Source organism: Citrobacter amalonaticus, assembly GCF_037053465.1.
GTDB lineage: Bacteria > Pseudomonadota > Gammaproteobacteria > Enterobacterales > Enterobacteriaceae > Citrobacter_A > Citrobacter_A amalonaticus_H.
On the sequence record NZ_JBALIF010000002.1, the window covers coordinates 27422 to 50401 of the forward strand.

A 22980-nucleotide genomic window follows, 5' to 3' on the forward strand; every position below is an offset into this window, starting at 1 on the left:
TCTGGCTTGGTTTTTTCCATGAAAAAGTGGTTTGCCGATGGCGCGTTTCGCACCATCATCCGTAACAGTGCCTATCTGGGCTCGAGTAATGTCGTAAGCGCTTTGCTGGGTTTGCTTGCCCTCTCCTGCGCGGGGAAAGGTATGACGCCAGCAATGTTTGGTGTGTTGGTCGTCATTCAGTCTTATACCAAAGGCATTAGCGATTTTGCCAAATTTCAAACCTGGCAACTGGTTGTTCAGTACGGTACGCCCGCACTGGAAAGCAATAATAAGCAACAATTTCGCGATGTGATTTCATTTTCTTTTGGCCTGGATATCGCCAGTGGGGCCGTAGCGATCCTCGTCGGGATGCTGTTGCTGCCGTTTCTTTCACACTCGCTAGGGCTTGATGCAAACAGCTTCTGGCTGGCAATGCTGTACTGCACTCTGATCCCATCCATGGCGTCGTCAACGCCAACGGGAATTCTGCGGGCGGTGAACCGCTTTGATTTAATTGCCATCCAGCAGGCAACGAAACCCTTCCTGCGCGCACTGGGCAGCGTTATCGCCTATTTTGGCGACTTTGGATTTGCCGGTTTTGTGATTACCTGGTATGCCTCAAGTCTGGTTGGCGGCACCATGTACTGGTGGTTCGCCGCGCGGGAACTTCGCCGCAGAGGCATTCATGATGCGCTGCGACCGCGTTTGTTTGAATCAGCGCGTCGCATCAAAGGTGCATGGGGCTTTGTCTGGGCAACCAATTTCGCCCACTCTATCTGGGCTGCGCGCAACTCATGCAGTACCGTTTTGGTGGGTATCGTTCTGGGCCCTGCGGCTGCCGGGCTGTTCAAAATTGCAATGACCTTTTTCGATGCAACAGGCACCCCTGCTAAATTGCTCGAAAAAAGCTTTTATCCCGAAGTCATGCGACTGGATCCGCGCAGCCAAAAGCCATGGCTCCTGGGGATAAAATCAGCGCTTTTTGCCGGCGGTATCGGCATTGCGGTAGCTCTTGTCGTCGTGATTGTTGGTAAACCGCTCATTTCACTGGTTTTCGGTGTTAAATACCTTCAGGCATATGACCTCATTCAGGTCATGCTCGGCGCTATTATCGTGTCAATGTTGGGTTTTCCGCAGGAATCGCTGCTGCTTATGGCGGGTAAACAACGCGCTTTCCTGACTGCGCAGACCATTGCCTCGATAGCCTACATTATTCTGCTGGTCGGACTGTCGCACCTCTATAGCGTTATTGGCGCAGCTTTTGCTTATTTCGGTGGGCAATCTCTGGACGTGCTGTTATCCCTGATCCCTACTTTATATGCTTATCGCCATCGTCATTCGCTGAAGTTTACCCCGGCCAAAGAGAACCAATCATGACACCTGAAAAATTTTCGTCTGACATTCTGCAACGTCTGTTTGTCGCAGTCGAAGAAGATGACATCATTGATCAAAATGCCGTGCTGCCAGAGAGTATTGATCTCTACTGTACAGAGGAAAATATTCAGCGTTGTTATGCTTTATGCCTGCAGTTTTGGGAGGAAGGCTGTCACCGACAGACCTTGCTGCATTTAGTACTGAAACAACTAAAAGGTGTGCCGCTATCCGACCAGGAGCGGATGCAATACAAATATATTCGTGCGCGTTATAAGCATTTACGCTTTGCCTTGCGGCTCTATCGCAAAAACCACTATTCAGGCCTCCTGTTCAGCAAAACGACCGTTTTTCTCGGCCATTTTCAGGATGGGTTTCGTAACGGAAATCGCCATCTGATTACGACTTACGGAAAACGGTTACGCATTTACCTGAGTCGTCCCATCTGGATGCTCGTTCATTATTCTCTGCGTCACAGTCCATTAGAAACGCAAACCGGTTTTATTGCCTACTGTCAGTCGCAAATACGTACGCTGCAGGCACTTATTGCTAAACCCAAACTAACGGGAAGCGAATTTCATGACATGCGGAAAATCATTAGCCAACAGGTTTCTTATTACGACACCTTACGCTCCCTCGATCCTGATAATCAGGATGCCCGGTTAATTTCTCGCTTTTTGGCCACCATTAATGGCCTGATGGGTAACCGACACGATGAAATGGTGGCCGATGATATGAAAATGAAAGTCCCTTACGAAGAACCTTGCGTGCTGGATAGTTCGATACGCGAGCGTATTGAGCGCTTTCTCGCCCATTATCCATTGTAGGTTTATCGCCTTATGAGTACCTATCCTGAACCCGTTAAATAAAGGTCATATGATGCTGCTACGTTCACTACTGGTTGCTTCACTCCTGCTCGCACCACTGCTGGCCTCCGCGCATAACTTTGTTATCGGTCAACCGGTACAGCCCATCAGTATTACCGATCGCGGTGAATTACTGTTGAACAACCAGGATGAATTTAGCTACCGCAACTGGAACAGCAGTGAACTGGCAGGAAAAGTACGAATTGTTCAGTACATCGCCGGAAGAACTTCTGCAAAAAAGAAAAATTCACTGCTGATTAAAGCGGTCAAGAATGCAAATTTCCCTAAGGACCGCTTTCAACCCACCACTATCGTCAATACCGATGATGTGATCTTTGGTTCCGGTTTTTTTGTCATGGGGAAGATAGAGAAAAACAAACGACGTTATCCCTGGGCGCAATTTATTATCGACAGCACCGGGACAGGACGAAAAACCTGGCAACTCAATGAGATGAGCTCGACCATCCTGGTACTGGATAAAGAGGGGCGCGTGTTATGGGCAAAGGATGGCAATCTGACACCAAAGGAGGTGTATCAGGTTATTTCGATGGTTAGAAAAATACTTGGTGAGCAATCGAGTCCGCTATGAATTTAATTGAACACTATATCATGAGCAGCACGCGTCGACTGGTGTTGACCATCGTTGGTTTCCTGATCTTTATTTTCGCGAGTTACTCGGCTCAACGTTATCTGACTGAAGCCGCCAACGGGACTTTAGCTCTTGAGGTCGTACTGGATGTTGTCTTCTATAAAGTGCTGATTGCTCTTGAGATGTTGCTACCTGTCGGTCTTTATGTCTCCGTCGGCGTAACGCTCGGCCAGATGTATACAGATTCGGAGATAACGGCAATGTCTGCCTCAGGTGCCAGCCCTGTGCGCCTTTATTCCGCAGTGATGTTTCTTGCCATTCCCTTAAGTATTCTGGTCGCGCTCCTTTCTATGTTCGGCAGGCCCTGGGCCTATGCGCAAATTTATCAGTTAGAGCAACAGTCTCAATCGGAGCTGGATGTCCGTCACTTACAGGCTAAAAAGTTTAATATTAATAATAATGGCAGGATGATCCTTGCCCAACAGATTATTCCCGATGCTCATCATCTCAACGACGCGCTGATCTATACCTCCTCGGGTGATAAAACCAATGTATTCAGAGCCCAGGATGTTGATGTTGTCGACTCATCACCCACGACACCTTCTGTTTTACTGCATTCAGGAACGGCCTATGTTCTGGCGCACCAGGGCAACGACGATAATGAACAAATCTATCGTAACCTCCGACTGCATCTCAAACCTCTCGACCAGAATACCGAGATCAAGCGCAAAGCCAAATCCATAGCCACGCTTTCTCACTCTACGGATCCCGCAGATATCGCTGAACTACAGTGGCGTGAAAGCCGCGGCATCTGTGCTTTTTTCATGGCATTGCTGGCAATCCCGCTAAGTCGCGTCAAACCACGTCAGGGACGATTTTCGACACTACTCCCGCTCACCCTTTTATTCGTTGTTATTTTTTATGGCGGTAACATTTGCCGCACGCTGGTTGCCAATGCTGCACTTCCCGTCTTTCCGGGGGTGTGGCTACTCCCCCTGCTCATGTTTGCAGGCATGATGATTTTTGTGATCCGCGATCTCGCTCTCCTGCCGAAGAGTAGACGATGAAAATATTTCATAGCTATTTACTGCGCCATATCTTTACTGGATTTGCAGCCGCAGCGGGACTCTTACTTCCCCTCTTTACCACGTTCAATCTGATCAACGAGCTTGATGATGTGAGTCCGGGAGGATACCGCTGGACACAGGCTGTAATGGTGGTGTTGATGACATTACCCAGGACGCTGATCGACCTCGGCCCATTTATTGCGCTGATGGGGGGAATAGTCGGCCTGGGGCAGATGTCGAAAAGCATGGAGTTAACCGCCATCCGTTCGACAGGTTTCTCTATCATGAAAATTGCCATGGTGGCGTTGTCTGCTGGCCTGCTGTTGACGCTTGCCCTGAGCGCAACCGACGAATGGATTGCTTCGCCGCTACAGCAGCAGGCGGTTCAAATTAAAAGCCGCGCGCAAGCGCTGGGGGGAAGTAGCGACATAGCGGGAAATATTCTTTGGGCCCGGCGAGATAATGAATACGTCACGATAAAGTCTCTGAACGAACAGAATCAACCCGTCGGTATTGAGCTATTTTACTACCGGCCTGACAATTCGCTGGACACCTATATCTATGCGCAGACAGCCACAATTTCGGATAGCAGGACGTGGATCCTGAATGGAGTGAATCAGAAAAAATGGATAAACGGGAAAGAGACCACGGAAACAAGAGCGAACTTACCCTGGCACTCTCTCTTCACAGACATGAGCCTTCTGGAACTCACCATGCCGAGCAACAGCTTTTCGATCAGGCAACTCCGTCACTATATTGCATGGCTAAACAAAACTAACCAACCCAGTGTCGAATTTAAGCTGGCATTGTGGCAAAAACTGGGACATCCCCTCTTAACCCTGGCGATGATTTTACTGGCCATTCCTTTCACATTTAGCGCCCCCCGCTCTCCTGGACTAGGAAGCCGTTTAGCTGTTGGCGTTGTTGTTGGATTACTGACCTATGTCAGTTATCAGGTTATTGTGAATCTGGGGTTATTGTTTGCGCTTAGTGCTCCGCTGACGACGCTGGTTACGCCAGCATTTCTTATGGTGGTAGCACTAATTCTGGTCTATCGATTTGATCAACAGCACTAACGGGAAGAAATTCCCTAACTTGACCTTGCCGCGGCTATTCAAATAATAGCCGCAGCAGCATCATGATTACCTTTTTATCTGCGCAAATGCCTGAATAATTGCGTCAATTTGCTCAAAGGTATGTGCCGCATTGACACTACAGCGCAACAGTGTAATCCCTGCAGGTGCGGCTGGCGGGAGAATAAGATTGACATAAACCCCTGACGCGACCAGTTCACGCCAGATACGTAGCCCCTCTTCTTTATCACCGATAATAACCGGAACGACCGGGCTGATATGTGAACCCAGTTCATAACCCAGTTTTTCAAGTCCTTCATACAGACGCGCGGCATTATCCCAAAGTTTTTGGCGCAGTTGCGGTTGCGCGGCAATCGTTTTTAATGCAGAACGTACAGAAGCGATGCTGGAAGGTGAAGGCGACGCAGTAAAAATATAAGGGCGACTGGCGTAGCGCAAAACATCCATAGCCTTCGAACCTACGGCAAAGCCGCCGATAGACGCCAGACTCTTACTGAATGTCCCAACGATAATGTCGACATCCTCCTCGACACCAGCAGCCTCCGCCAGCCCTCGTCCCGTAGCGCCCATCACCCCAAAGGAATGCGCTTCATCAACGATCAAAAATCCGCCCAGTCGTTTTTTGATATCAACAATTTCAACCAGAGGCGCAATATCACCGAGCATACTATAAATGCCTTCGACAATGATGATTGCCTCTTTAGCCCGCTCGCCGAGGCGCATCATACGACGTTCCAGATCTTTGGCATCGTTATGGCGGAAACGAATAATCTCTGCGCCGCCTAAAGCGCATGCGTCGTAAATACTGGCATGACTGTCAGCATCAAGTAATACCACAGCATTATGATCGGCGAGTGCGCTAATTACGCCTAAATTCGCGGTATACCCCGTGGAGAAGACAATTGCGGACTGACGACCAAAAAATTCGGCAATCTCCTGCTCCAGAGCCAGATGCGAGCCATAACTGCCGTTTGCCATTCGGGATCCTGTCGTCCCCGTTCCTTGCTGTGCTAATGCCATCTGACCATCAGCGATCGCCTGCGCATTAAAGGTGAGTCCGAGATAGTTATTCGTACCTGCCAAAATAATCTTTTGCTGACCAATTCGACCTTCCGTTGCGGAATAGACCTCATCGATGCGGGTGCCGAATGGGTTAATCCCCGTTGAGCTAAATTGTTCGCGATCATTGGCAATGCGCGAGAATTTATCATAAAGACTCATTGATACTCTCCAGATAAGGGATTAACGCTTCCATGAGCTGCGCCGGCGTTCTGACATCCAGCAAAATATTAATGGGAATAGAAATATCGAATTTGTCTTCCAGCAGCATTAACAAATCCATCACTTTAATAGATTCGAGACCCAGATCATTAACAAGCTCGCTGTCTGGATGAACCTCTACCCCTTTTTCGACCATGCCCTGTAAACAGGAAAGGGTATAAACCATTACTTCTTCACGATTTAACATAGAAATGTAATATACCTGTCATTGATATAATTAAAATAGCCCATGCTGTAATGCATATTCCAGACTAACCTGGGGGCACCAATCAATATTTTCGCAAAGAGATTTATTATTCGCAGACCAGTCAGGATATGTTAACTCACCAATTTTACTACGCGTTAACATAGGTTCTTTTCCTGTGAGAGGACTGATTAGCGTAGTCATATCGGCAATGAATTTAAGTACAGGTAACGGGATATTAATAAACCTGACTGGACCATGACGAACAGCCGTCACAATTTCCTGAATACGTTTCCAGTTGTACCCCCCGACATAACCATCACACAATTCATAAGGATAGACTGTGGTTTTGTCAGCAAGGAGCCATTGACTCACAGCCTGCGCTAAATCACTGACGTGTAAAAAAGACAGCGTAGCTTCCGGTGTACCAAACCGCGGAAGGAATCCGCGCAGCATCGCGTTAAATAACGGTTTTAATTCTGTATCACCGGTTCCATACACTGCGGTAGGACGGAAAATTCCCAGTTCAATATCCGAAGCCATCGCCGTGAGCTTCTGTTCAGCAACGAACTTAGAATTCGCGTACCAGGAGAGTTCTGGATGGCGTGCGGCGAGTGAAGAGATAAATAAAAAACGCCGACAACGACCGCTCTCTCTGGCGGCCTGCATCAATCGTAAACTCCCTTCAACATTACACCGGGTAAACACATCCTCTGCACGCCCCCGCACTTGTCCCGCGCAATGGACAATAAAATCCGCGCCTGTGACAAGTCTGGTTAGGGCCTCGTAATCTTCAAGTGAACCACGGACCCATACAAGATTGTCGCGTGTTTCGTGGCGGGCAGAACGGGTTAATGCTCGAACCGTAAACCCCCGGGACAGCAAGTCATCAACAATATACTTACCGATAAATCCCGTACCGCCTGTCACCGCCACAACGTCACTCATTGTGCATAACCCGTCACTGAAACTTGTGGATTTAAGGTCTCGGCGAAGAGGTTCAGGTAACGTTTCTTTGCCTCAGCGCGTGCCGGTTTTCCGGATGATGTTCGCGGAATACTGTGCGGAGGTAAGAGCTCAATGCTAACGGAAACACCAAACTCACTTTGTATCCGGGCTGTCAGAGTATGAATGATTTGTGCCCGACGTTCTTCAGAACTCACCCGGCACTGGATCTGCAAAATAATCCGCTCTTGTGAGGTCACAAACGCGATCGCATCGCCAGAGTGAATTTCCTTCTCCTGTTCGGCAATATACTCAATATCCTGGGGCCATATATTGCGGCCTCGAATGATGATCAAATCTTTTATACGCCCCGTAACATACAGGTAGCCATCGAGCAGATAGCCGAGATCCCCGGTATCCAGCCATCCCGTTGACTGGATGTCTTTTTGCGAAGCCGCATCGCCGAAATAACCGCTCATAAGACTGGGACCTGAGATACAGATATGCCCAACCTCCCTTTCAGGAAGTGCTATTCCCATTTCGCTACGAATTTCAATACGGTGGCCAGGCAGCGCTTTACCGCAATTCACAAAGGTGGAAATCGCGCGGGTATGTTGAGTTGGCGCCACCGCTTTTCCTTGATACTCAAGAATATCACGGTCAACGTCGTTCACTTGTGAACCTTTTTCTTCATCAGAAAAACTCACTGCCAACGCATTTTCAGCTAACCCATAACACGGCATAAATGCCTTGCTATCAAACCCCACATTCCTGAAGCATTCGCCAAAGAGGTTGAGTTGTTCCGCAGAGATAGGCTCCGCCCCCACCCCTGCAACACGCCAGCAGGTAAGGTCGAGCCCAGCCAGCTCTTTTTCATTGACACGACGTAAACATAAATCATAACCAAAAGGCGGAGCGACGGTCACAGTACATCGGTTCTGACTGATTAGCTTCAGCCATTGCAACGGCCGCATGGCAAAATCCTGGGTGCGGAGATAGTCGACTGAGAGCTGCGTCGCCATAGGGGTAAGCAGGAAACCTACCAGTCCCATATCATGATAAAAAGGCAGCCAGGAAACGCAGCGGTCGCTTTCACGTAGCTTGATCCCATCATGGCTAATGACGTGCAAATTAGACATCACTTCACGATGGGTAATAATGACGCCCCTGGGAAAACGCGTACTGCCAGAAGTATACTGGAGGTAAGCAATATCATCCGGTGATGGCGGGGAAAGCTCGGTTTCTTTTTCCGGTAATGAATTAAAATCCGTATTGCTGAGAATATGAGGAGCTACGCCATCAACATTGACACCATTAATAAGTGATAGCCATTCATCACTACTAATAATTGCTGCTGGTTTGCAATTGATTATTAGCCCCTGCAATTTCGCAGAATAAGAATCACGCTGGCCAACCCCCATAGGAATCGCCAGTGGTACAGCGACTAATCCCGCGTACTGACAGGCAAAAAAAGCTTCGACAAAACTTGCGCTGGTTTCCGCAATAAGCGCGATACGATCCCCTTTATTGAGATTCAGCGACAGCAGTCGTTTTGCTCCAGCTATTGCCCGTAACCTCAGCGTACGGTACTCCAGTACGGCTTCAAGTTGAATACGGCGATCATAAAAATTCATTCCTGCATTTCCCTGAGCGGCGTAATCCAAAGCTTCCACCAGGGTTGAAAAGTCAGCATAACGCATAGGAAGAGAATGAGTTGAGATTCTATTGGACATATACACCATGGAAATGTTTGATTAAAAACCACCGGATATAGAAACGAACAAACGCCGGAGGGTAATATAAATTAAATAATCATCATACAGTACATCTTTTTTTTGTAAGAAAATATAGATTTAAGACTATTAAGATATATCCGTGACATCAATAATATCTACAATCTAAATATAAAAACACTAAACCACTAATTAAACTTATTGTTCACAGCAATTTCTTACAATCAAGTAACACTTAAACTTTCTTCATGGTGCCAAAAGCATTAAGTGGTAAAAGATAGCAAGAACAATTCAGTAATTTGATCCGTTTCCCCGGATATTTACTGTATTACATTACTGTAAATGACATTATTTTTGTAATGTCTGAATTTTTATTTAAGGCTGTTTATGATTCACGTAGAAAAAGTCATGAATAAACATGACCTGAAAACCTTTATCGCTTTTCCTTCTTCGCTCTATCCCGATGATCCTTGCTGGATTCCTCCCCTGTTCCTTGAGCGCACAGAGCATCTGTCAGAGAAAAACCCGGGGTCCGGACATATCAAATGGCAAGCATGGCTCGCCAAAAAAGAGGGGGTCGTCGTCGGCAGAATAACCGCTCAGATAGATACGCTTCATCGTAAGTTACACGGTGAAGATACGGGCCATTTTGGTTTGATCGACGCTATTGATGATCCCGATGTATTTAACGCCTTGTTCACTACCGCCGAAGCATGGCTGAAGTCATCGGGGGCACGAAAAATCAGTGGCCCCTTTAGCCTGAATATCAATCAGGAAAGCGGTCTGCTGATAGAGGGTTTTGATACTCCTCCCTGCGCATTAATGCCACACGGCAAGCCCTATTATGGGACAAGAGTTGAGCAGCAAGGATACACAAAAGGGATTGATTTAATGGCCTACTGGATGCGCCGTACGGATCTCACGTTCTCTCCTTCACTGAGCCGGCTTATGGATCAGGTACGCAAAAAGGTGACTATCCGGCGTATCAATCGCAAGCGCTTTACTGAGGAGATGCTGATATTACGAGAGATCTTTAACTCAGGCTGGCAGCACAACTGGGGGTTTGTTCCATTCACTGAGCATGAATTCGCTACGATGGGCGATCAGCTTAAGTATCTCGTTCCGGACGATATGATTTACATTGCTGAAGTCGATTCCACCCCGTGTGCGTTTATCGTCGGCATGCCCAACATTAATGAGGCTATCGCCGATCTCAACGGTCGTTTATTTCCGTTCGGCTGGGCAAAACTGCTCTGGCGTCTGAAAGTAAGCGGGATACGTACGGCACGGGTGCCTTTGATGGGCGTTCGTCAGGAATATCAGTTTAGTCGCATTGGGCCGGTCATTGCGCTGTTATTAATCGAAGCGTTACGCGATCCATTTGCGAAACACAAAATTGATGCGCTGGAAATGTCCTGGATCCTGGAGTCGAATACCGGGATGCGTACCATCCTTGAAAAGATTGGCGGGGTTCCTTATAAGCGCTATCGCCTGTACGAAAAACAGCTCTGAGGTCGACAATCACTGGCTGGAGATGCGAGGCATCACCAGTCGGGCTTTCACTACCGTAGCTAACAGGCAAAAAACAAAGGGGTTATCTTTCGATAACCCCTTGTTTAATCTGGCGGAAGCGCAGAGATTCGAACTCTGGAACCCTTTCGGGTCGCCGGTTTTCAAGACCGGTGCCTTCAACCGCTCGGCCACACTTCCAGAATGAGGCGCACTATAAACATCCCGATGCGTCGTGTAAAGCCCGAATGTGTTCGTTTGCCTGAAAAACAGTCAATATGCTGTTAATAGACTGAAATAACAGCAGATTGACCATTTAAGCAGCAGAATATTCACACAGCGTTGATGATGCAGAACAAGCAGACGTGAAACCTGATTCAGATCAAATGAGTAAAGATGGGTAAAACTGCTGTGTGGCTGCCCTGCTTTTCATTATCCTCCACCATTAATTACATCTGTCATAAGAGAGTGACTCATGGATCGTATTGTAAGTTCATCACATGACCGTACATCGCTACTCAGCACAAACAAAGTGCTGCGCAATACCTATTTCCTGCTGAGCCTGACGCTGGCATTTTCTGCGATCACGGCAACAGCCAGTACCGTACTGATGCTACCTTCACCGGGTCTGATTCTGACGCTGGTGGGGATGTACGGCCTGATGTTCCTGACCTATAAAACAGCGAACAAGCCAAGCGGTATTCTCTCCGCCTTTGCCTTTACCGGCTTCCTGGGTTATATCCTCGGGCCGATCCTGAACACTTACCTCTCAGCAGGAATGGGTGACGTGATCGCAATGGCGCTGGGCGGTACGGCGCTGGTGTTCTTCTGTTGCTCCGCCTACGTTTTAACGACCCGTAAGGATATGTCTTTCCTGGGCGGCATGTTAATGGCCGGTATTGTGGTTGTGCTGATTGGTATGGTTGCCAACATCTTCCTGCAACTGCCGGCACTGCACCTGGCGATCAGCGCAGTATTTATCCTGATTTCTTCAGGTGCGATCCTGTTTGAAACCAGCAATATCATTCGTGGCGGTGAGACTAACTACATTCGCGCAACGGTAAGCCTTTACGTTTCGCTGTACAACATCTTTGTCAGTCTGCTCAGTATTCTGGGCTTCGCCAGCCGCGATTAATGGCTATAAGGTGTGACACAAAGCCTCGCTTATGCGGGGCTTTGTTTTTTGCTAAACTGCCGCCAGGTTGTCTAACGCAGTGAACAATTATGTTGATTTTTGAAGGTAAGGAAATCGCAACTGATAACGATGGTTATCTGAAGGATACCACGCAGTGGAGCGAACCGATGGCAGTTGTGATTGCCGAAAACGAGGGGATCACGCTTTCGCCGGAACATTGGGAAGTGGTGCGTTTTGTGCGCGACTTCTATCTGGAGTTTAATACCTCTCCTGCGATTCGTATGCTGGTAAAAGCGATGGCCAATAAGTTTGGCGAAGAGAAAGGTAACAGCCGCTATTTGTATCGTTTGTTTCCAAAAGGTCCGGCAAAACAGGCCACGAAAATTGCTGGCCTGCCAAAACCGGTGAAGTGTATTTAATAGCGAATACTAAAGCCGGAAAATTCTTCGCGAGAACGATGCGGCTCGCTCAACACTCTGTCAACACGGGCAGAACTCGGGCCGCCTTCTTTTAGCCACTTCATTAACGTTTCCACCTGTTCATCCTCGCCACAGGCGACTACCTCGACGCTGCCATCGTCCAGATTCTTTGCATAACCAGTTAAGCCCAGTCGCCGTGCCTCATGCTGAGTGGTGTAGCGAAATCCCACGCCCTGAACCCGGCCGTGGACCCACGCGATAATGCAGACTCTCGCCATAGTGGTTCTCCTTCTTATCGAAAACGATGAGTGTCACCTCTTGCTGGAATGTGAATAACATTATCGTACCTGTTTCGGCAAGCATCCATAATGCTGGCTAAACCGGGCGGTAAACCGCGAACCTGAAAGATAGCCACTGCGTAATGCTATCTCCCCAATCGGTAAGGTCGTCGACTGCAATTGAGACAACGCATAAGACATCCGCACCTCTTCGACGATCTGTCGATAGCTCTGCGATTCCTGCTGGAGTCGTCTGCGCATCGTAGAAGTTCCGATAGCCAAACGCTGAGCAATCTCCTGTGCTGTCCAAAACTTAGCAGGTGCCAACATAATGAGCTGGCGTACCTGTTCCGTCAGCGTGTAGCCTCGCTCAATAAGTAACGGTCCGGCGACCCCTTCCTGCAAAAGCGCCAGCAGTAGTCCCATTGCCTGATGGATTTGCAACCCGGCAGGCAATCCCTGACGCACAGCAGCCAGTAAACTCGCCCACATGAATGACAGACTGGCGTTCATCGGGGTGCATAACGAGGTGTGCGTGGCGGGTGGAAAATCCTTAACATGGTTTTTTTTAAATCCGGCAATAATGTCTGGCGAAAGTAACAGGAGATCGGAACGAAAACCGTGTTCTCCGGGCTGGTTAATGATTTCCAGTGAGGTGTTTGCCGGAATGATGATTAACTCACCCGGTTTTGCGACAAGGCGATTATTCTCCTGAACAATGACTTTGCTGCCTTGCGTGATATGGCAAATTGCAGCAGAGAAAAGCTTAACACGATGCAGGCGATGACGTTGGCTGGAACGCACCTCTGCTGTTGTAAGAACATTATGTTGAAAATGAACGTCCTGCACCGTGTTGTCCTCTGTTTATCTTCCGTAGGTAGCCATCAGTTCCGCTTTGGCAATGACATGACTGTTAAGCATAAACCCCACCAGAGCACCGCTCGCATTGTGGTCGATGGGCAAGGTATCTGTGTTCAACGCCCACAGGGTAAACTGATAGCGGTGTGGCTTATCTCCTGCCGGTGGGCAAGCGCCACCAAATCCGGCATAACCAAAATCATTGCGCCCCTGAACAATCCCCGGCGCCACCGTTTCCATTTTGGCACCGGAGGGGAGAGCATGAATCTTTGCCGGAATATTCACAACCGTCCAGTGCCACCAGCCGCTTCCCGTAGGCGCATCGGGATCGAATAAGGTGATCGCGTAGCTTTTTGTTCCCTCTGGCGGATTTTGCCAGTGTAACTGTGGGGAAATATTTGCGCCTTCACAGCCAAATCCGTTGAAAATCTGCTTTTGCGTTAAAACGTGATTATCGGGAATATCTGTGCTGCCAAGGCTAAACGCCTGAGAAGCCGCCATCGAGCCAAAACTGAGTGTCGCCAGGACAACCGTCGTCAAAACAGGTAACCTTTTCATTGTATTTCCTTATTCAGAGTAAGAAATACCACTCTACCCGGTGTATATCCGAGAAACTGTGCCTGTTCGCTTTAAATTTGTGCCGAAACGCTCACCCCAGGTACTAATGAATGCATCCCACATCTGTGCTACCCTACGCGCCATTTTGTTTTAACGGTATCAGGCTGGAATAGACATCCGGCTCGCATCACTGTTTGTATGAGGTTGCTCGTATGACTGAATCTTCATTTCCTCAATATCCCCGCCTTGTGCTGGCTAAAGGGCGCGAAAAATCCTTGTTGCGACGCCATCCGTGGGTCTTTTCCGGAGCCGTTGCCCGCATGGAAGGTAAAGCCAATTCCGGCGAAACCATCGACATTGTTGACCATCATGGCAAATGGTTGGCGCGCGGCGCGTTTTCTCCTGCTTCGCAAATCCGCGCCCGTGTCTGGACCTTCGAAAAGTCGGAGTCTGTCGATATTGCCTTCTTTACCCGCCGTTTGCAGCAGGCACAACAGTGGCGCGACTGGCTGGCAAAAAAAGATGGTCTCGACAGCTACCGTCTGATCGCGGGTGAATCTGACGGTTTACCTGGTATCACCATTGACCGTTTTGGTCGTTTCCTGGTGCTGCAATTACTTAGCGCTGGTGCGGAATATCAACGTGCCGCACTGATTAGCGCCCTGCAAGTGCTCTATCCGGAATGTGCGATTTATGACCGCAGCGATGTCGCGGTTCGTAAAAAAGAAGGGATGGAACTGACGCAGGGCCCGGTTACCGGAGAGCTTCCCCCAGCACTGCTGCCAATCGAAGAACACGGTATGAAACTGCTGGTGGATATTCGGGGCGGTCATAAAACCGGTTATTATCTCGATCAGCGCGATAGCCGTCTGGCTACACGTCGTTATGTCGAAAATCAACGCGTCCTGAACTGCTTCTCCTACACCGGTGGCTTTGCCGTCTCCGCGCTGATGGGCGGTTGCCGTCAGGTGGTCAGTGTGGATACCTCCCAGGAAGCGCTGGATATTGCGAAACAGAACGTGGAACTGAATCAACTCGATCTCAGCAAAGCGGAATTTGTTCGCGATGATGTCTTTAAGCTGTTGCGTGCTTATCGCGATCGCGGCGAGAAATTTGACGTAATCGTGATGGATCCGCCGAAGTTTGTCGAAAACAAAAGCCAACTGATGGGGGCCTGTCGCGGCTATAAGGATATCAACATGCTGGCGATTCAGTTGTTAAATCCAGGTGGCGTGTTGTTAACGTTCTCCTGTTCCGGCCTGATGACAACAGATTTATTTCAGAAAATCATCGCCGATGCCGCAATAGATGCGGGACGTGATGTACAATTTATAGAGCAGTTCCGTCAGGCCGCCGATCATCCGGTGATCGCTACCTACCCGGAAGGGCTGTATCTCAAAGGGTTTGCCTGTCGCGTCATGTAACTTGAAAAGTGGATTTTTGCCCTCATATCGAGAGTAATGATTTCCCGGGAGGTGACTATGATTGCCAGCAAATTCGGTATCGGCCAGCAGGTCCGCCATTCCCTGTTAGGATATCTCGGAGTGGTCGTGGATATCGACCCGGTCTATTCGCTTGAAGAGCCGTCACCGGATGAACTCGCGGTGAACGATGCGCTTCGCGCCGCTCCGTGGTATCACGTGGTGATGGAAGATGATGATGGTCGTCCAGTGCATACTTATCTGGCTGAGGCACAGTTAAGCAGCGAAACGCAGGATGAACACCCTGAACAGCCTTCGATGGACGAGCTTGCTCAGACCATTCGTAAACAGTTGCAGGCGCCTCGTCTGCGTAACTGACTGATAAAATGCCCGATAGCACATCGGGCATTTTCTTTTATGCTCAAGCCAGCTTGCTTACTTCGCCAGCCCAAGTCGAGGGATCTCAATCGCCGGACAGCGATCCATCACCACCGTTAATCCCGCTTCACGCGCCAGCACGGCCGCCTGCTCATTGATCACGCCCAACTGCAACCACAGGGTTTTCGCGCCAATGGCAATCGCATCCTGCGCCACGCCCCATGCTGCTTCTGAATTACGGAACACATCCACCATATCGACTTTTTCCGGGACGTCTTCCAGCGTGGCATAACCCTGCTGACCCAGGAGAGTTTTGCCCGCCACCTTTGGAGAGACAGGAATCACGTGATAACCCTGATCAAGTAAATACTTCATCACCCGATAGCTTGGGCGGTCGGGCTTATCACTCGCACCAACCAGCGCAATGGTGCGGGTCGAATTCAAAATGCCAGCAATATCGGTCTCTTTCATCGTCATTCTCCAGGCTGTTTTGCAAAGTGTACGACAATCCTTGCCACCCAACCACGTGCCCACACGGAAGTATGAGAGCAAAAATCCAAAATATGTCTATATGTTAATAAACGTGATCATCGAAAAATTTTGATACATTCTTGTCCAGGCAGTCTTTAAACAGGAGAACTCTATGAAAATCGGCACTGTGACCCTGATGATTGCCATTTGTTTGCCGGTCACGGTATGTGCTACGACACTTCGCCTTTCAAATGATATTGACCTGCTGGTGCTGGATGGCAAAAAAGTCTCCAGTTCATTGCTGCGTGGAGCGGACAGTATTGAACTCGACAATGGCCCACATCAGCTCGTGTTTCGGGTTGAGAAAACCATTCGTCTCTCCAGCCTTGAAGAACAACTCTATATTTCCCCACCGCTGGTGATCAGTTTTGACACTCAGCGCGTTGACCAGGTCAATTTCCACCTCCCGCGTCTGGAAAGCGATCGTGAAGCCAGCCACTTTGATTCACTCCCCCGCGTGGAACTCCTGGATGGGGATGCGATGCCAATCCCGGTGCAACTGGATATCCTCGCCATTACGTCGAAAGCGAAAACGGTCGATTTTGAGGCTGAAACCGAGCGCTATAATAAAGCGGCAAAACGCGCCTCCCTTCCCCAGTTTGCCACGATGATGGCGGATGACAGCACGCTGCTCTCCGGCGTATCTGAACTGGATACTCTTCCGCCACAGTCCCAGACGCTGACAGAACAACGCCTGAAGTACTGGTTTCGCCAGGCCGATCCGCAAACCCGCAATAACTTCCTGCAATGGGCGGAGAAACAACCCTCCTCCTGACGTTTTTGTCCGGTGCGGCATTTTTTTCCTCTTTCTCTTGCAGCGTCAGACACTTTCAGTACTCTGTACACAAACTCACGATGGAACTGAATGATGGAACTGACAACTCGCACTTTACCAGCGCGCAAGCACATTGCGCTGGTCGCACACGATCACTGCAAAAAGATGTTGATGAGCTGGGTGGAACGCCACCAGCCTCTGCTGGAAAAACATGTTCTCTACGCCACAGGAACTACCGGAAATATCATTTCTCGTGGGACCGGTATGGACGTTAACGCCATGTTGAGCGGTCCGATGGGCGGCGATCAGCAGGTCGGCGCGTTGATTTCGGAAGGCAAGATTGATGTGTTGATTTTCTTCTGGGATCCGCTTAACGCCGTGCCACATGATCCGGATGTCAAAGCCCTGCTGCGACTGGCAACCGTCTGGAATATTCCTGTCGCCACCAACGTCGCCACGGCGGATTTCATCATTCAGTCCCCGCACTTCAATGACGACATCGACGTGTTAATCCCGGACTATCAACGTTATCTGGCAGAGCGCCTGAAATAAGTCTGCACAGGCGACCCACGTCGCCTGCCTCCTACGGTTTTCTGGCGACCGGAACGTCCAGATCCTTTAGTGACTCCACAAAGCGTGATGGATTAGCTTTGTTATACAGGAGCCATACCCGATGGCGGGCGCGGGTGAGTGCAACGTAAAGCAACCGCCGTTCTTCCGCATCGGGGAAATCCTCCACCGTCGGGAGTAAGGCTTCTTCCATGACGGACTCGCGCGCCGGGGCCGGAAAGCCATCGCTCCCCTCCTGCAAACCGACAATAATGACATAATCCGCCTGTTGTCCCTTACTGGCGTGAATGGTCATAAAGTCGAGCTGTAGCTTCGGCCAGCGGGTCGCGGCCTTCTCAAGACTCTCAGGTTTAAGATGGTGATAACGTGCCAGTACCAGGATCCGCTCATCGGCTTTCGCATAACCAGACAACTTATCCAGCAACGCATCCAGTTGCGTCTCCTCCAGCAACGTGACGGCTTTCTTATCCCCTGTCGTCAGGCTATTGAGCGGCTTTTTCAACTGATGGGGATTCTGCTGGATAAAGCGGTTAGCAATTTCGCCAATTCGGCTGTTAAAACGGTAGGTGGTATCCAGATCGCATCGGTCGCCGTCGCCGAAAGACTCCTGAAACGCGGTAGTTAATGAAAGCTGTGCGCCGCTGAAACGGTAAATCGCCTGCCAGTCATCGCCGACGGCAAACAGCGTGGTGTGGCTGTTTTGTTTACGCAGCGCCGCCAGTAGCGCAGCACGCTGCGGCGAAATGTCCTGAAACTCATCCACCAGAATATGTTTCCACGGACTGACAAAGCGCCCTTTTTCCAGAATCACGATAGCCTGATGAATCAGGCCGGAAAAATCGACAGCGTTTTCTGCTTTCAGTGCGCTTTTCCAGGCTTTCAACAACGGCGCCATCAGCTTAACGCGCTTACTGAAGAGATCCCGAATCTCTTCCGGGGCGCTGGCAATCATCTCCGCCTGAGCGCCACCATGCATCCGCATCAGGCTGACCCAGCGATCCAGCCTTGACGCCAGGCGACGTTGAAGTTTCTCATCGTCCCAGAAATTCCCCTCCGGCACTGTCCATTGCATTTCCTCTTCCAGCCACTGCCGCCAGCCTTTGGCCTGCGCTTTTTTCTCGCTGCACTGTTGACGCCAGGTGGTGACGAACAGCTTATTTCTCGCCGCGGTATCATTTTCGAGCTTGCTGATGGTCGGCACTTTTTTGCTACCCTGCTGGATAATATACAGTGCCAGAGCATGAAACGTCCGCGCCGTAATCTCTTGTGTATGCAGTCGTTGGCGAATACGCTCATCCATCTCCTGCGCTGCTTTACGGCCAAACGCCAGTAACAGAATTTGTTCTGCCGCCGCTTCACCGCGTGCCAGCAGCCAGCCTGCTCGCGCCACCAGAACAGAGGTTTTTCCGCTCCCGGCACCGGCCAGCACCAACAACGACTGTTCACCATTCACCACTGCTCTGGCCTGAGCCGGATTCAGCGGCGAAGATTCAATGTGCTCGAAAAAGTCGGCGTATTCCGTCAACATGGATTCGGTATACGCCTGGTTATGTTGCAGACGGCAGGTTTCGATATCGTTCAGCCACGCCTGGCACTGCTTAAGCGCATCGCGGCAGTTTTCAAACGCGTCCAGACGATTAACCGGCAGCGGTAACGCGGCAAACGCCCGCAGGATCTGTTGCTGTAGCCCTGCGGTCTGCTCCCGCGTCAGCCAGACATTCTGTCCGGTTCGTGTCGCAATAGCGTCCAGTTGTTCCTGCAATACCCCGGCCGCCACCTCACTCATTTCCTGGCTCCATTGCTGCCAGCGAGCATTCAGATGGTGATGAAAACGCTGGGTTTCCGCCCATTCAGTACCGTGCAGACGTACCACTTTTTCGTCGGGCAGCACGAACTCCAGCTCGCCCCACACCAGACCCCGCTTACAGTGAATCGCCAGTAACTGATTGAATGGAATGAGATACTCATGGCGATCGCCAGAGACTTTAATGCCTGCATTGAGAATCACCGCCCGATCGTAGGGATGTTGCGCCAGACGTTTTCCAAGAGAAGTTGCTTTCAGTTCCATGACTCAGCCGATCCAGACAAAGAGTATTTCTTCTCAGTGTAACCCCCAGAGAATAGGTGCTCCAGCGCAAAAAAACGTTACAATTGCCCGGAATCACAGAAAACCGGAATTAACCGAGGGTTTATGCGTACTGTTCTGAATATTTTGAATTTTGTGCTGGGTGGGTTTGCCACCACACTGGCCTGGCTCCTGGCGACGCTGGTGAGCATTGTGCTTATTTTTACGCTGCCGCTCACGCGCTCATGCTGGGAAATCACTAAACTGTCGCTGCTGCCTTATGGGAATGAAGCTGTCCACGTCGATGAACTCAACCCGGCAGGAAAAAATGCGCTGATGAACACCGGCGGAACGTTACTGAATATCTTCTGGTTAATCTTCTTTGGCTGGTGGTTGTGCCTGATGCACATTGCCTCCGGTATTGCCCAATGCATCACTATTATTGGTATTCCGGTTGGTATTGCCAACTTTAAAATCGCCGCAATTGCACTGTGGCCTGTCGGTCGTCGCGTCGTTTCTGTCGAAACCGCACAGGCGGCACGTGAAGCGAACGCGCGTCGCCGCTTTGAGTAACCAGGACACCCGGCCGTTATGTTAAGTCCTCTGCTTCGCCGCTATACCTGGAACAGCACCTGGTTATATTACGTGCGCATCTTTATTGCACTCTGCGGTACGACCGCACTGCCCTGGTGGCTGGGTGATGTCAAACTCACCATTCCCCTGACGCTGGGAATGGTGGCCGCTGCACTAACCGATCTGGACGATCGTCTCGCAGGCCGTCTGCGTAACCTCATCATTACGCTCATCTGCTTTTTTATCGCCTCGGCCTCTGTCGAACTGCTGTTCCCCTATCCCTGGCTTTTCGCCATCGGGCTGACGCTTTCGACCAGTGGTTTTATCCTGCTTGGCGGTTTAGGACAACGCTATGCAACCATCGCCTTTGGCGCATTGCTGATTGCGATTTACACCATGCTGGGCGCCTCGCTCTACGCGCAGTGGTATCAGCAGCCACTTCTGCTCCTGGCGGGGGCAATCTGGTACAACGGGCTAACCCTGACAGGACATCTGCTGTTTCCGATTCGCCCACTCCAGGACAACCTGGCGCGCAGCTATGAGCAACTGGCACATTATCTGGAACTCAAATCTCGCCTTTTTGATCCGGATATTGAAGATGATAGCCAGGCACCGCTCTACGATCTCGCATTAGCGAACGGGCAACTGATGGCAACGCTCAATCAGACAAAAGTCTCGTTGCTGTCCCGTCTGCGCGGTGACCGGGGCCAGCGCGGTACGCGACGCACCCTGCACTATTACTTTGTCGCACAGGACATTCATGAGCGCGCAAGCTCCTCTCATATCCAGTATGCGACGCTACGGGAACATTTTCGTCATAGTGACGTGATGTTCCGTTTCCAGCGTTTGATGTCGATGCAGGGACAAGCCTGTCTGCAATTGTCTCGCTGTATTTTGTTACGCACCCCATACCAGCATGACCCGCATTTTGAACGCACCTTTACGCACCTTGATGCGGCGCTTGAGCGAATGCGGTTAAGCGGTGCCTCCACCGATCTCCTGAAAACCCTGGGATTTTTGCTGGCAAATCTGCGGGCCATTGACGCGCAACTGGCAACCATTGAGTCGGAGCAGGCACAAGCCGTACCGCGCAACGACGCAGAGAATCAGCTTGCGGATGACAGTCCGCACGGCCTCAGTGATATCTGGTTACGACTCAGCCGTAACTTTACCCCGGAGTCTGCGCTGTTTCGTCACGCGGTGCGGATGTCTCTGGTACTGTGCGTCGGTTATGCGATCATCCAGATTACAGGAATGAACCATGGCTACTGGATCCTGCTGACCAGCCTGTTTGTCTGCCAGCCTAACTATAACGCCACCCGCCATCGTCTGGCGTTGAGAATAACAGGAACGCTGGTTGGGGTTGCCATTGGTATTCCGGTTTTATGGTTTGTTCCTTCACTGGAAGGCCAGCTTATATTGCTGGTGATCACTGGCGTGCTATTCTTCGCCTTCCGTAACGTACAGTATGCGCATGCCACCATGTTTATTACATTACTGGTACTGTTGTGCTTTAACCTGCTTGGCGAAGGGTTTGAAGTCGCGCTGCCGCGCGTGATTGATACACTCATCGGCTGTGGTATCGCCTGGACGGCGGTGAGTTTCATCTGGCCGGACTGGCGTTTTCGTAATCTACCGCGCGTACTGGAAAGAGCGACGGATGCCAACTGCCGTTACCTGGACGCAATACTGGAGCAATATCATCAGGGACGCGATAACCGTCTGGCGTATCGAATCGCGCGCCGCGATGCGCATAACCGCGACGCAGAACTGGCATCCGTGGTATCGAACATGTCGAGTGAACCGGATGTGACCGCTCAGACACGAGAGGCCGCGTTCCGGTTACTCTGCCTTAACCATACGTTCACCAGCTATATTTCAGCATTAGGGGCGCATCGCGAACAGCTTACCAACCCCGAGGTGCTGGCCTTCCTGGATGATGCCGTCTGTTATGTTGATGATGCGCTGCATCATCTCCCTGCCGATGAACAACGCGTTCAGGAGGCGTTAGCGGAGCTGAAACGCCGCATACAGTATCTGGAACCACGTCCGGACAGCAAAGAGCCGCTGGTTATTCAGCAGGTTGGCCTGCTGATAGCCCTGTTACCTGAAATTGGTCGACTGCAACGGCAGATCACTCATTCTTCAGCGGATAAAGATTCTCTTTCGACAGCGACTTGACCCACAACGCAAGCTCCTGGCGGCGTTCCGCCGGGAGCGCCGCTTCGTGGATCCCATAAATAGCCCCTTCAAGAATATAAAGAATTTTATCGGTAATGGATTTATTCATCTGCCGAAGCCGCAACCAGCACATTTTTGCCCCAAGGATCCGCAAGGTGCCTACGTCATTAATCCCCGCTTCGTTCAGAATGCTTTCCAGATGAAAAGTGATATTGGGAAGATCTTTTAACCGTTGCTGTGAATACCGGGAATGTTTTTCCTGTAGCGCTGCATCCAACGAATATTTCGATAATCGAATCAACTGCTGCTGATCGCTCCACAGACTTTCATCAACCTGATAATAATTGAGCATAACCGGACGCCCGCGTTTCATAAACCTGAGCCAGACAGGCGAATGTTTCGCACAATACGGCACACTTTGTTCGCAGGCGCGCAAATAAAGCTCACCTTCAGCCACCATTGCAAAGACCGTATCGTTAATGGTCAGACTGTAACTGCCAAACAGTGAACGGAAGCGGATCGTCCCCAGAGACGATAAATATTCCTGTGATTTATAGATCCTGCTATAGGATTCATTTTTCATGAAAATTCCCTTTTAAATCATAAAGTAAATAAATGAT

Annotated in this window: 24 protein-coding genes and 1 tRNA gene; 14 read left to right on the plus strand and 11 right to left on the minus strand. The window is 50.1% G+C overall.

Annotated features, from left to right (window positions below):
- Positions 1-18 precede the first annotated feature (18 nt).
- From WB371_RS02970 to lptG, 5 genes are read left to right on the plus strand one after another with little or no spacing between them, the layout of a single operon-like run.
- Entirely contained in the window at positions 19-1356 is a 1338-nt protein-coding gene (locus WB371_RS02970; protein WP_336218644.1) for a lipopolysaccharide biosynthesis protein, read from the plus strand.
- The gene (locus WB371_RS02975; protein ID WP_336218645.1) at positions 1353-2177 is read left to right on the plus strand and encodes a hypothetical protein; all 825 of its coding nucleotides are present in this window, start codon (positions 1353-1355) and stop codon (positions 2175-2177) included. Before WB371_RS02970 ends, WB371_RS02975 begins: the two co-directional genes overlap by 4 nt.
- Before the next feature lie 52 nt (positions 2178-2229).
- Positions 2230-2805 (plus strand): YtfJ family protein, encoded by a 576-nt coding sequence (locus tag WB371_RS02980; protein WP_336219086.1) that lies wholly within the window; start codon positions 2230-2232, stop codon positions 2803-2805.
- The gene (gene lptF, locus WB371_RS02985) at positions 2802-3872 is read left to right on the plus strand and encodes an LPS export ABC transporter permease LptF (protein ID WP_336218646.1); all 1071 of its coding nucleotides are present in this window, start codon (positions 2802-2804) and stop codon (positions 3870-3872) included. Before WB371_RS02980 ends, lptF begins: the two co-directional genes overlap by 4 nt.
- The gene (gene lptG, locus WB371_RS02990; RefSeq protein ID WP_336218647.1) at positions 3869-4948 is read left to right on the plus strand and encodes an LPS export ABC transporter permease LptG; all 1080 of its coding nucleotides are present in this window, start codon (positions 3869-3871) and stop codon (positions 4946-4948) included. Before lptF ends, lptG begins: the two co-directional genes overlap by 4 nt.
- 66 nt (positions 4949-5014) lie before the next feature.
- Here lptG and spt read toward each other — a convergent pair whose 3' ends face one another.
- From spt to WB371_RS03010, 4 genes are read right to left on the minus strand one after another with little or no spacing between them, the layout of a single operon-like run.
- Complete coding sequence (gene spt, locus WB371_RS02995) at positions 5015-6187, minus strand: serine palmitoyltransferase (protein WP_336218648.1); 1173 nt, start codon at positions 6185-6187, stop codon at positions 5015-5017.
- Entirely contained in the window at positions 6174-6434 is a 261-nt protein-coding gene (locus tag WB371_RS03000) for an acyl carrier protein (RefSeq protein ID WP_336218649.1), read from the minus strand. Before WB371_RS03000 ends, spt begins: the two co-directional genes overlap by 14 nt.
- A gap of 30 nt (positions 6435-6464) precedes the next feature.
- Positions 6465-7379 (minus strand): NAD-dependent epimerase/dehydratase family protein, encoded by a 915-nt coding sequence (locus WB371_RS03005; RefSeq protein ID WP_336218650.1) that lies wholly within the window; start codon positions 7377-7379, stop codon positions 6465-6467.
- Entirely contained in the window at positions 7376-9109 is a 1734-nt protein-coding gene (locus WB371_RS03010) for a fatty acyl-AMP ligase (RefSeq protein ID WP_336218651.1), read from the minus strand. Before WB371_RS03010 ends, WB371_RS03005 begins: the two co-directional genes overlap by 4 nt.
- A gap of 387 nt (positions 9110-9496) precedes the next feature.
- On the opposite strand from WB371_RS03010, the gene WB371_RS03015 reads away from it, so the two are divergent.
- Entirely contained in the window at positions 9497-10621 is a 1125-nt protein-coding gene (locus WB371_RS03015) for an N-acetyltransferase (protein WP_336218652.1), read from the plus strand.
- A 110-nt stretch (positions 10622-10731) separates the two neighbouring features.
- Here the strand turns inward: WB371_RS03015 and WB371_RS03020 are convergent.
- Positions 10732-10819 (minus strand) — tRNA-Ser (locus WB371_RS03020).
- A 274-nt stretch (positions 10820-11093) separates the two neighbouring features.
- Between WB371_RS03020 and yccA the strand changes: the two genes are divergently transcribed.
- Together yccA and tusE are read left to right on the plus strand one after the other, a co-directional pair.
- A complete protein-coding gene (yccA, locus tag WB371_RS03025) occupies positions 11094-11753 on the plus strand; it encodes an FtsH protease modulator YccA (protein ID WP_336218653.1) in 660 nt (219 codons plus the stop codon).
- Between the two features lie 89 nt (positions 11754-11842).
- Complete coding sequence (gene tusE, locus WB371_RS03030) at positions 11843-12172, plus strand: sulfurtransferase TusE (protein ID WP_336218654.1); 330 nt, start codon at positions 11843-11845, stop codon at positions 12170-12172.
- Here tusE and yccX read toward each other — a convergent pair.
- Genes yccX through WB371_RS03045 form a run of 3 tightly spaced genes read right to left on the minus strand, consistent with a single transcriptional unit; the run spans position 12169 to position 13866 of the window.
- Positions 12169-12450, minus strand: coding sequence for an acylphosphatase (gene yccX, locus WB371_RS03035; RefSeq protein WP_336218655.1), 282 nt, complete (start codon positions 12448-12450; stop codon positions 12169-12171). The two genes, tusE and yccX, sit on opposite strands and share 4 nt — an antisense overlap.
- 60 nt (positions 12451-12510) lie before the next feature.
- Positions 12511-13299: a helix-turn-helix transcriptional regulator gene (locus tag WB371_RS03040; RefSeq protein ID WP_336218656.1), complete on the minus strand. Its 789-nt coding sequence runs from the start codon at positions 13297-13299 to the stop codon at positions 12511-12513.
- A 15-nt stretch (positions 13300-13314) separates the two neighbouring features.
- The gene (locus WB371_RS03045) at positions 13315-13866 is read right to left on the minus strand and encodes a YbhB/YbcL family Raf kinase inhibitor-like protein (protein ID WP_336218657.1); all 552 of its coding nucleotides are present in this window, start codon (positions 13864-13866) and stop codon (positions 13315-13317) included.
- A 212-nt stretch (positions 13867-14078) separates the two neighbouring features.
- Here WB371_RS03045 and rlmI point away from each other — a divergent pair, with 212 nt between their 5' ends.
- A complete protein-coding gene (gene rlmI, locus WB371_RS03050) occupies positions 14079-15290 on the plus strand; it encodes a 23S rRNA (cytosine(1962)-C(5))-methyltransferase RlmI (RefSeq protein WP_336218658.1) in 1212 nt (403 codons plus the stop codon).
- 57 nt (positions 15291-15347) lie between these two features.
- Positions 15348-15665 (plus strand): heat shock protein HspQ, encoded by a 318-nt coding sequence (hspQ, locus tag WB371_RS03055; protein WP_336218659.1) that lies wholly within the window; start codon positions 15348-15350, stop codon positions 15663-15665.
- A 57-nt stretch (positions 15666-15722) separates the two neighbouring features.
- Here hspQ and WB371_RS03060 read toward each other — a convergent pair whose 3' ends face one another.
- Positions 15723-16136: a CoA-binding protein gene (locus WB371_RS03060; protein ID WP_336218660.1), complete on the minus strand. Its 414-nt coding sequence runs from the start codon at positions 16134-16136 to the stop codon at positions 15723-15725.
- A gap of 172 nt (positions 16137-16308) precedes the next feature.
- Here WB371_RS03060 and csgI point away from each other — a divergent pair, with 172 nt between their 5' ends.
- Complete coding sequence (gene csgI / locus WB371_RS03065) at positions 16309-16971, plus strand: curli synthesis inhibitor (protein ID WP_336218661.1); 663 nt, start codon at positions 16309-16311, stop codon at positions 16969-16971.
- Positions 16972-17064: 93 nt separating this feature from the next.
- Complete coding sequence (gene mgsA / locus WB371_RS03070) at positions 17065-17523, plus strand: methylglyoxal synthase (protein WP_336219087.1); 459 nt, start codon at positions 17065-17067, stop codon at positions 17521-17523.
- A 31-nt stretch (positions 17524-17554) separates the two neighbouring features.
- Here the strand turns inward: mgsA and helD are convergent, their stop codons facing one another.
- Positions 17555-19609: a DNA helicase IV gene (gene helD, locus WB371_RS03075; RefSeq protein WP_336218662.1), complete on the minus strand. Its 2055-nt coding sequence runs from the start codon at positions 19607-19609 to the stop codon at positions 17555-17557.
- 123 nt (positions 19610-19732) lie between these two features.
- Between helD and WB371_RS03080 the strand changes: the two genes are divergently transcribed.
- Both WB371_RS03080 and yccS read left to right on the plus strand, forming a co-directional pair.
- Positions 19733-20179, plus strand: coding sequence for a YccF domain-containing protein (locus tag WB371_RS03080; protein WP_336218663.1), 447 nt, complete (start codon positions 19733-19735; stop codon positions 20177-20179).
- Positions 20180-20197: 18 nt separating this feature from the next.
- Entirely contained in the window at positions 20198-22360 is a 2163-nt protein-coding gene (gene yccS / locus WB371_RS03085) for a YccS family putative transporter (RefSeq protein WP_336218664.1), read from the plus strand.
- On the opposite strand, the gene WB371_RS03090 is transcribed toward yccS, so the two are convergent.
- Positions 22314-22943 (minus strand): TfoX/Sxy family DNA transformation protein, encoded by a 630-nt coding sequence (locus WB371_RS03090; RefSeq protein ID WP_336218665.1) that lies wholly within the window; start codon positions 22941-22943, stop codon positions 22314-22316. The two genes, yccS and WB371_RS03090, sit on opposite strands and share 47 nt — an antisense overlap.
- Between the last annotated feature and the right edge of the window lie 37 nt (positions 22944-22980).

What these genes read in the sequence shown, in the direction of transcription:
- WB371_RS02970 (WP_336218644.1), top strand. Translation starts at nt 19, where the DNA reads ATGAAAAAGTGGTTTGCCGATGGCGCGTTTCGCACCATCATCCGTAAC.
- WB371_RS02975 (WP_336218645.1), top strand. Translation starts at nt 1,353, where the DNA reads ATGACACCTGAAAAATTTTCGTCTGACATTCTGCAACGTCTGTTTGTC.
- WB371_RS02980 (WP_336219086.1), top strand. Translation starts at nt 2,230, where the DNA reads ATGCTGCTACGTTCACTACTGGTTGCTTCACTCCTGCTCGCACCACTG.
- lptF (WP_336218646.1), top strand. Translation starts at nt 2,802, where the DNA reads ATGAATTTAATTGAACACTATATCATGAGCAGCACGCGTCGACTGGTG.
- lptG (WP_336218647.1), top strand. Translation starts at nt 3,869, where the DNA reads ATGAAAATATTTCATAGCTATTTACTGCGCCATATCTTTACTGGATTT.
- spt (WP_336218648.1), bottom strand. Translation starts at nt 6,187, where the DNA reads ATGAGTCTTTATGATAAATTCTCGCGCATTGCCAATGATCGCGAACAA.
- WB371_RS03000 (WP_336218649.1), bottom strand. Translation starts at nt 6,434, where the DNA reads ATGTTAAATCGTGAAGAAGTAATGGTTTATACCCTTTCCTGTTTACAG.
- WB371_RS03005 (WP_336218650.1), bottom strand. Translation starts at nt 7,379, where the DNA reads ATGAGTGACGTTGTGGCGGTGACAGGCGGTACGGGATTTATCGGTAAG.
- WB371_RS03010 (WP_336218651.1), bottom strand. Translation starts at nt 9,109, where the DNA reads ATGTCCAATAGAATCTCAACTCATTCTCTTCCTATGCGTTATGCTGAC.
- WB371_RS03015 (WP_336218652.1), top strand. Translation starts at nt 9,497, where the DNA reads ATGATTCACGTAGAAAAAGTCATGAATAAACATGACCTGAAAACCTTT.
- yccA (WP_336218653.1), top strand. Translation starts at nt 11,094, where the DNA reads ATGGATCGTATTGTAAGTTCATCACATGACCGTACATCGCTACTCAGC.
- tusE (WP_336218654.1), top strand. Translation starts at nt 11,843, where the DNA reads ATGTTGATTTTTGAAGGTAAGGAAATCGCAACTGATAACGATGGTTAT.
- yccX (WP_336218655.1), bottom strand. Translation starts at nt 12,450, where the DNA reads ATGGCGAGAGTCTGCATTATCGCGTGGGTCCACGGCCGGGTTCAGGGC.
- WB371_RS03045 (WP_336218657.1), bottom strand. Translation starts at nt 13,866, where the DNA reads ATGAAAAGGTTACCTGTTTTGACGACGGTTGTCCTGGCGACACTCAGT.
- rlmI (WP_336218658.1), top strand. Translation starts at nt 14,079, where the DNA reads ATGACTGAATCTTCATTTCCTCAATATCCCCGCCTTGTGCTGGCTAAA.
- hspQ (WP_336218659.1), top strand. Translation starts at nt 15,348, where the DNA reads ATGATTGCCAGCAAATTCGGTATCGGCCAGCAGGTCCGCCATTCCCTG.
- WB371_RS03060 (WP_336218660.1), bottom strand. Translation starts at nt 16,136, where the DNA reads ATGAAAGAGACCGATATTGCTGGCATTTTGAATTCGACCCGCACCATT.
- csgI (WP_336218661.1), top strand. Translation starts at nt 16,309, where the DNA reads ATGAAAATCGGCACTGTGACCCTGATGATTGCCATTTGTTTGCCGGTC.
- mgsA (WP_336219087.1), top strand. Translation starts at nt 17,065, where the DNA reads ATGGAACTGACAACTCGCACTTTACCAGCGCGCAAGCACATTGCGCTG.
- helD (WP_336218662.1), bottom strand. Translation starts at nt 19,609, where the DNA reads ATGGAACTGAAAGCAACTTCTCTTGGAAAACGTCTGGCGCAACATCCC.
- WB371_RS03080 (WP_336218663.1), top strand. Translation starts at nt 19,733, where the DNA reads ATGCGTACTGTTCTGAATATTTTGAATTTTGTGCTGGGTGGGTTTGCC.
- yccS (WP_336218664.1), top strand. Translation starts at nt 20,198, where the DNA reads ATGTTAAGTCCTCTGCTTCGCCGCTATACCTGGAACAGCACCTGGTTA.
- WB371_RS03090 (WP_336218665.1), bottom strand. Translation starts at nt 22,943, where the DNA reads ATGAAAAATGAATCCTATAGCAGGATCTATAAATCACAGGAATATTTA.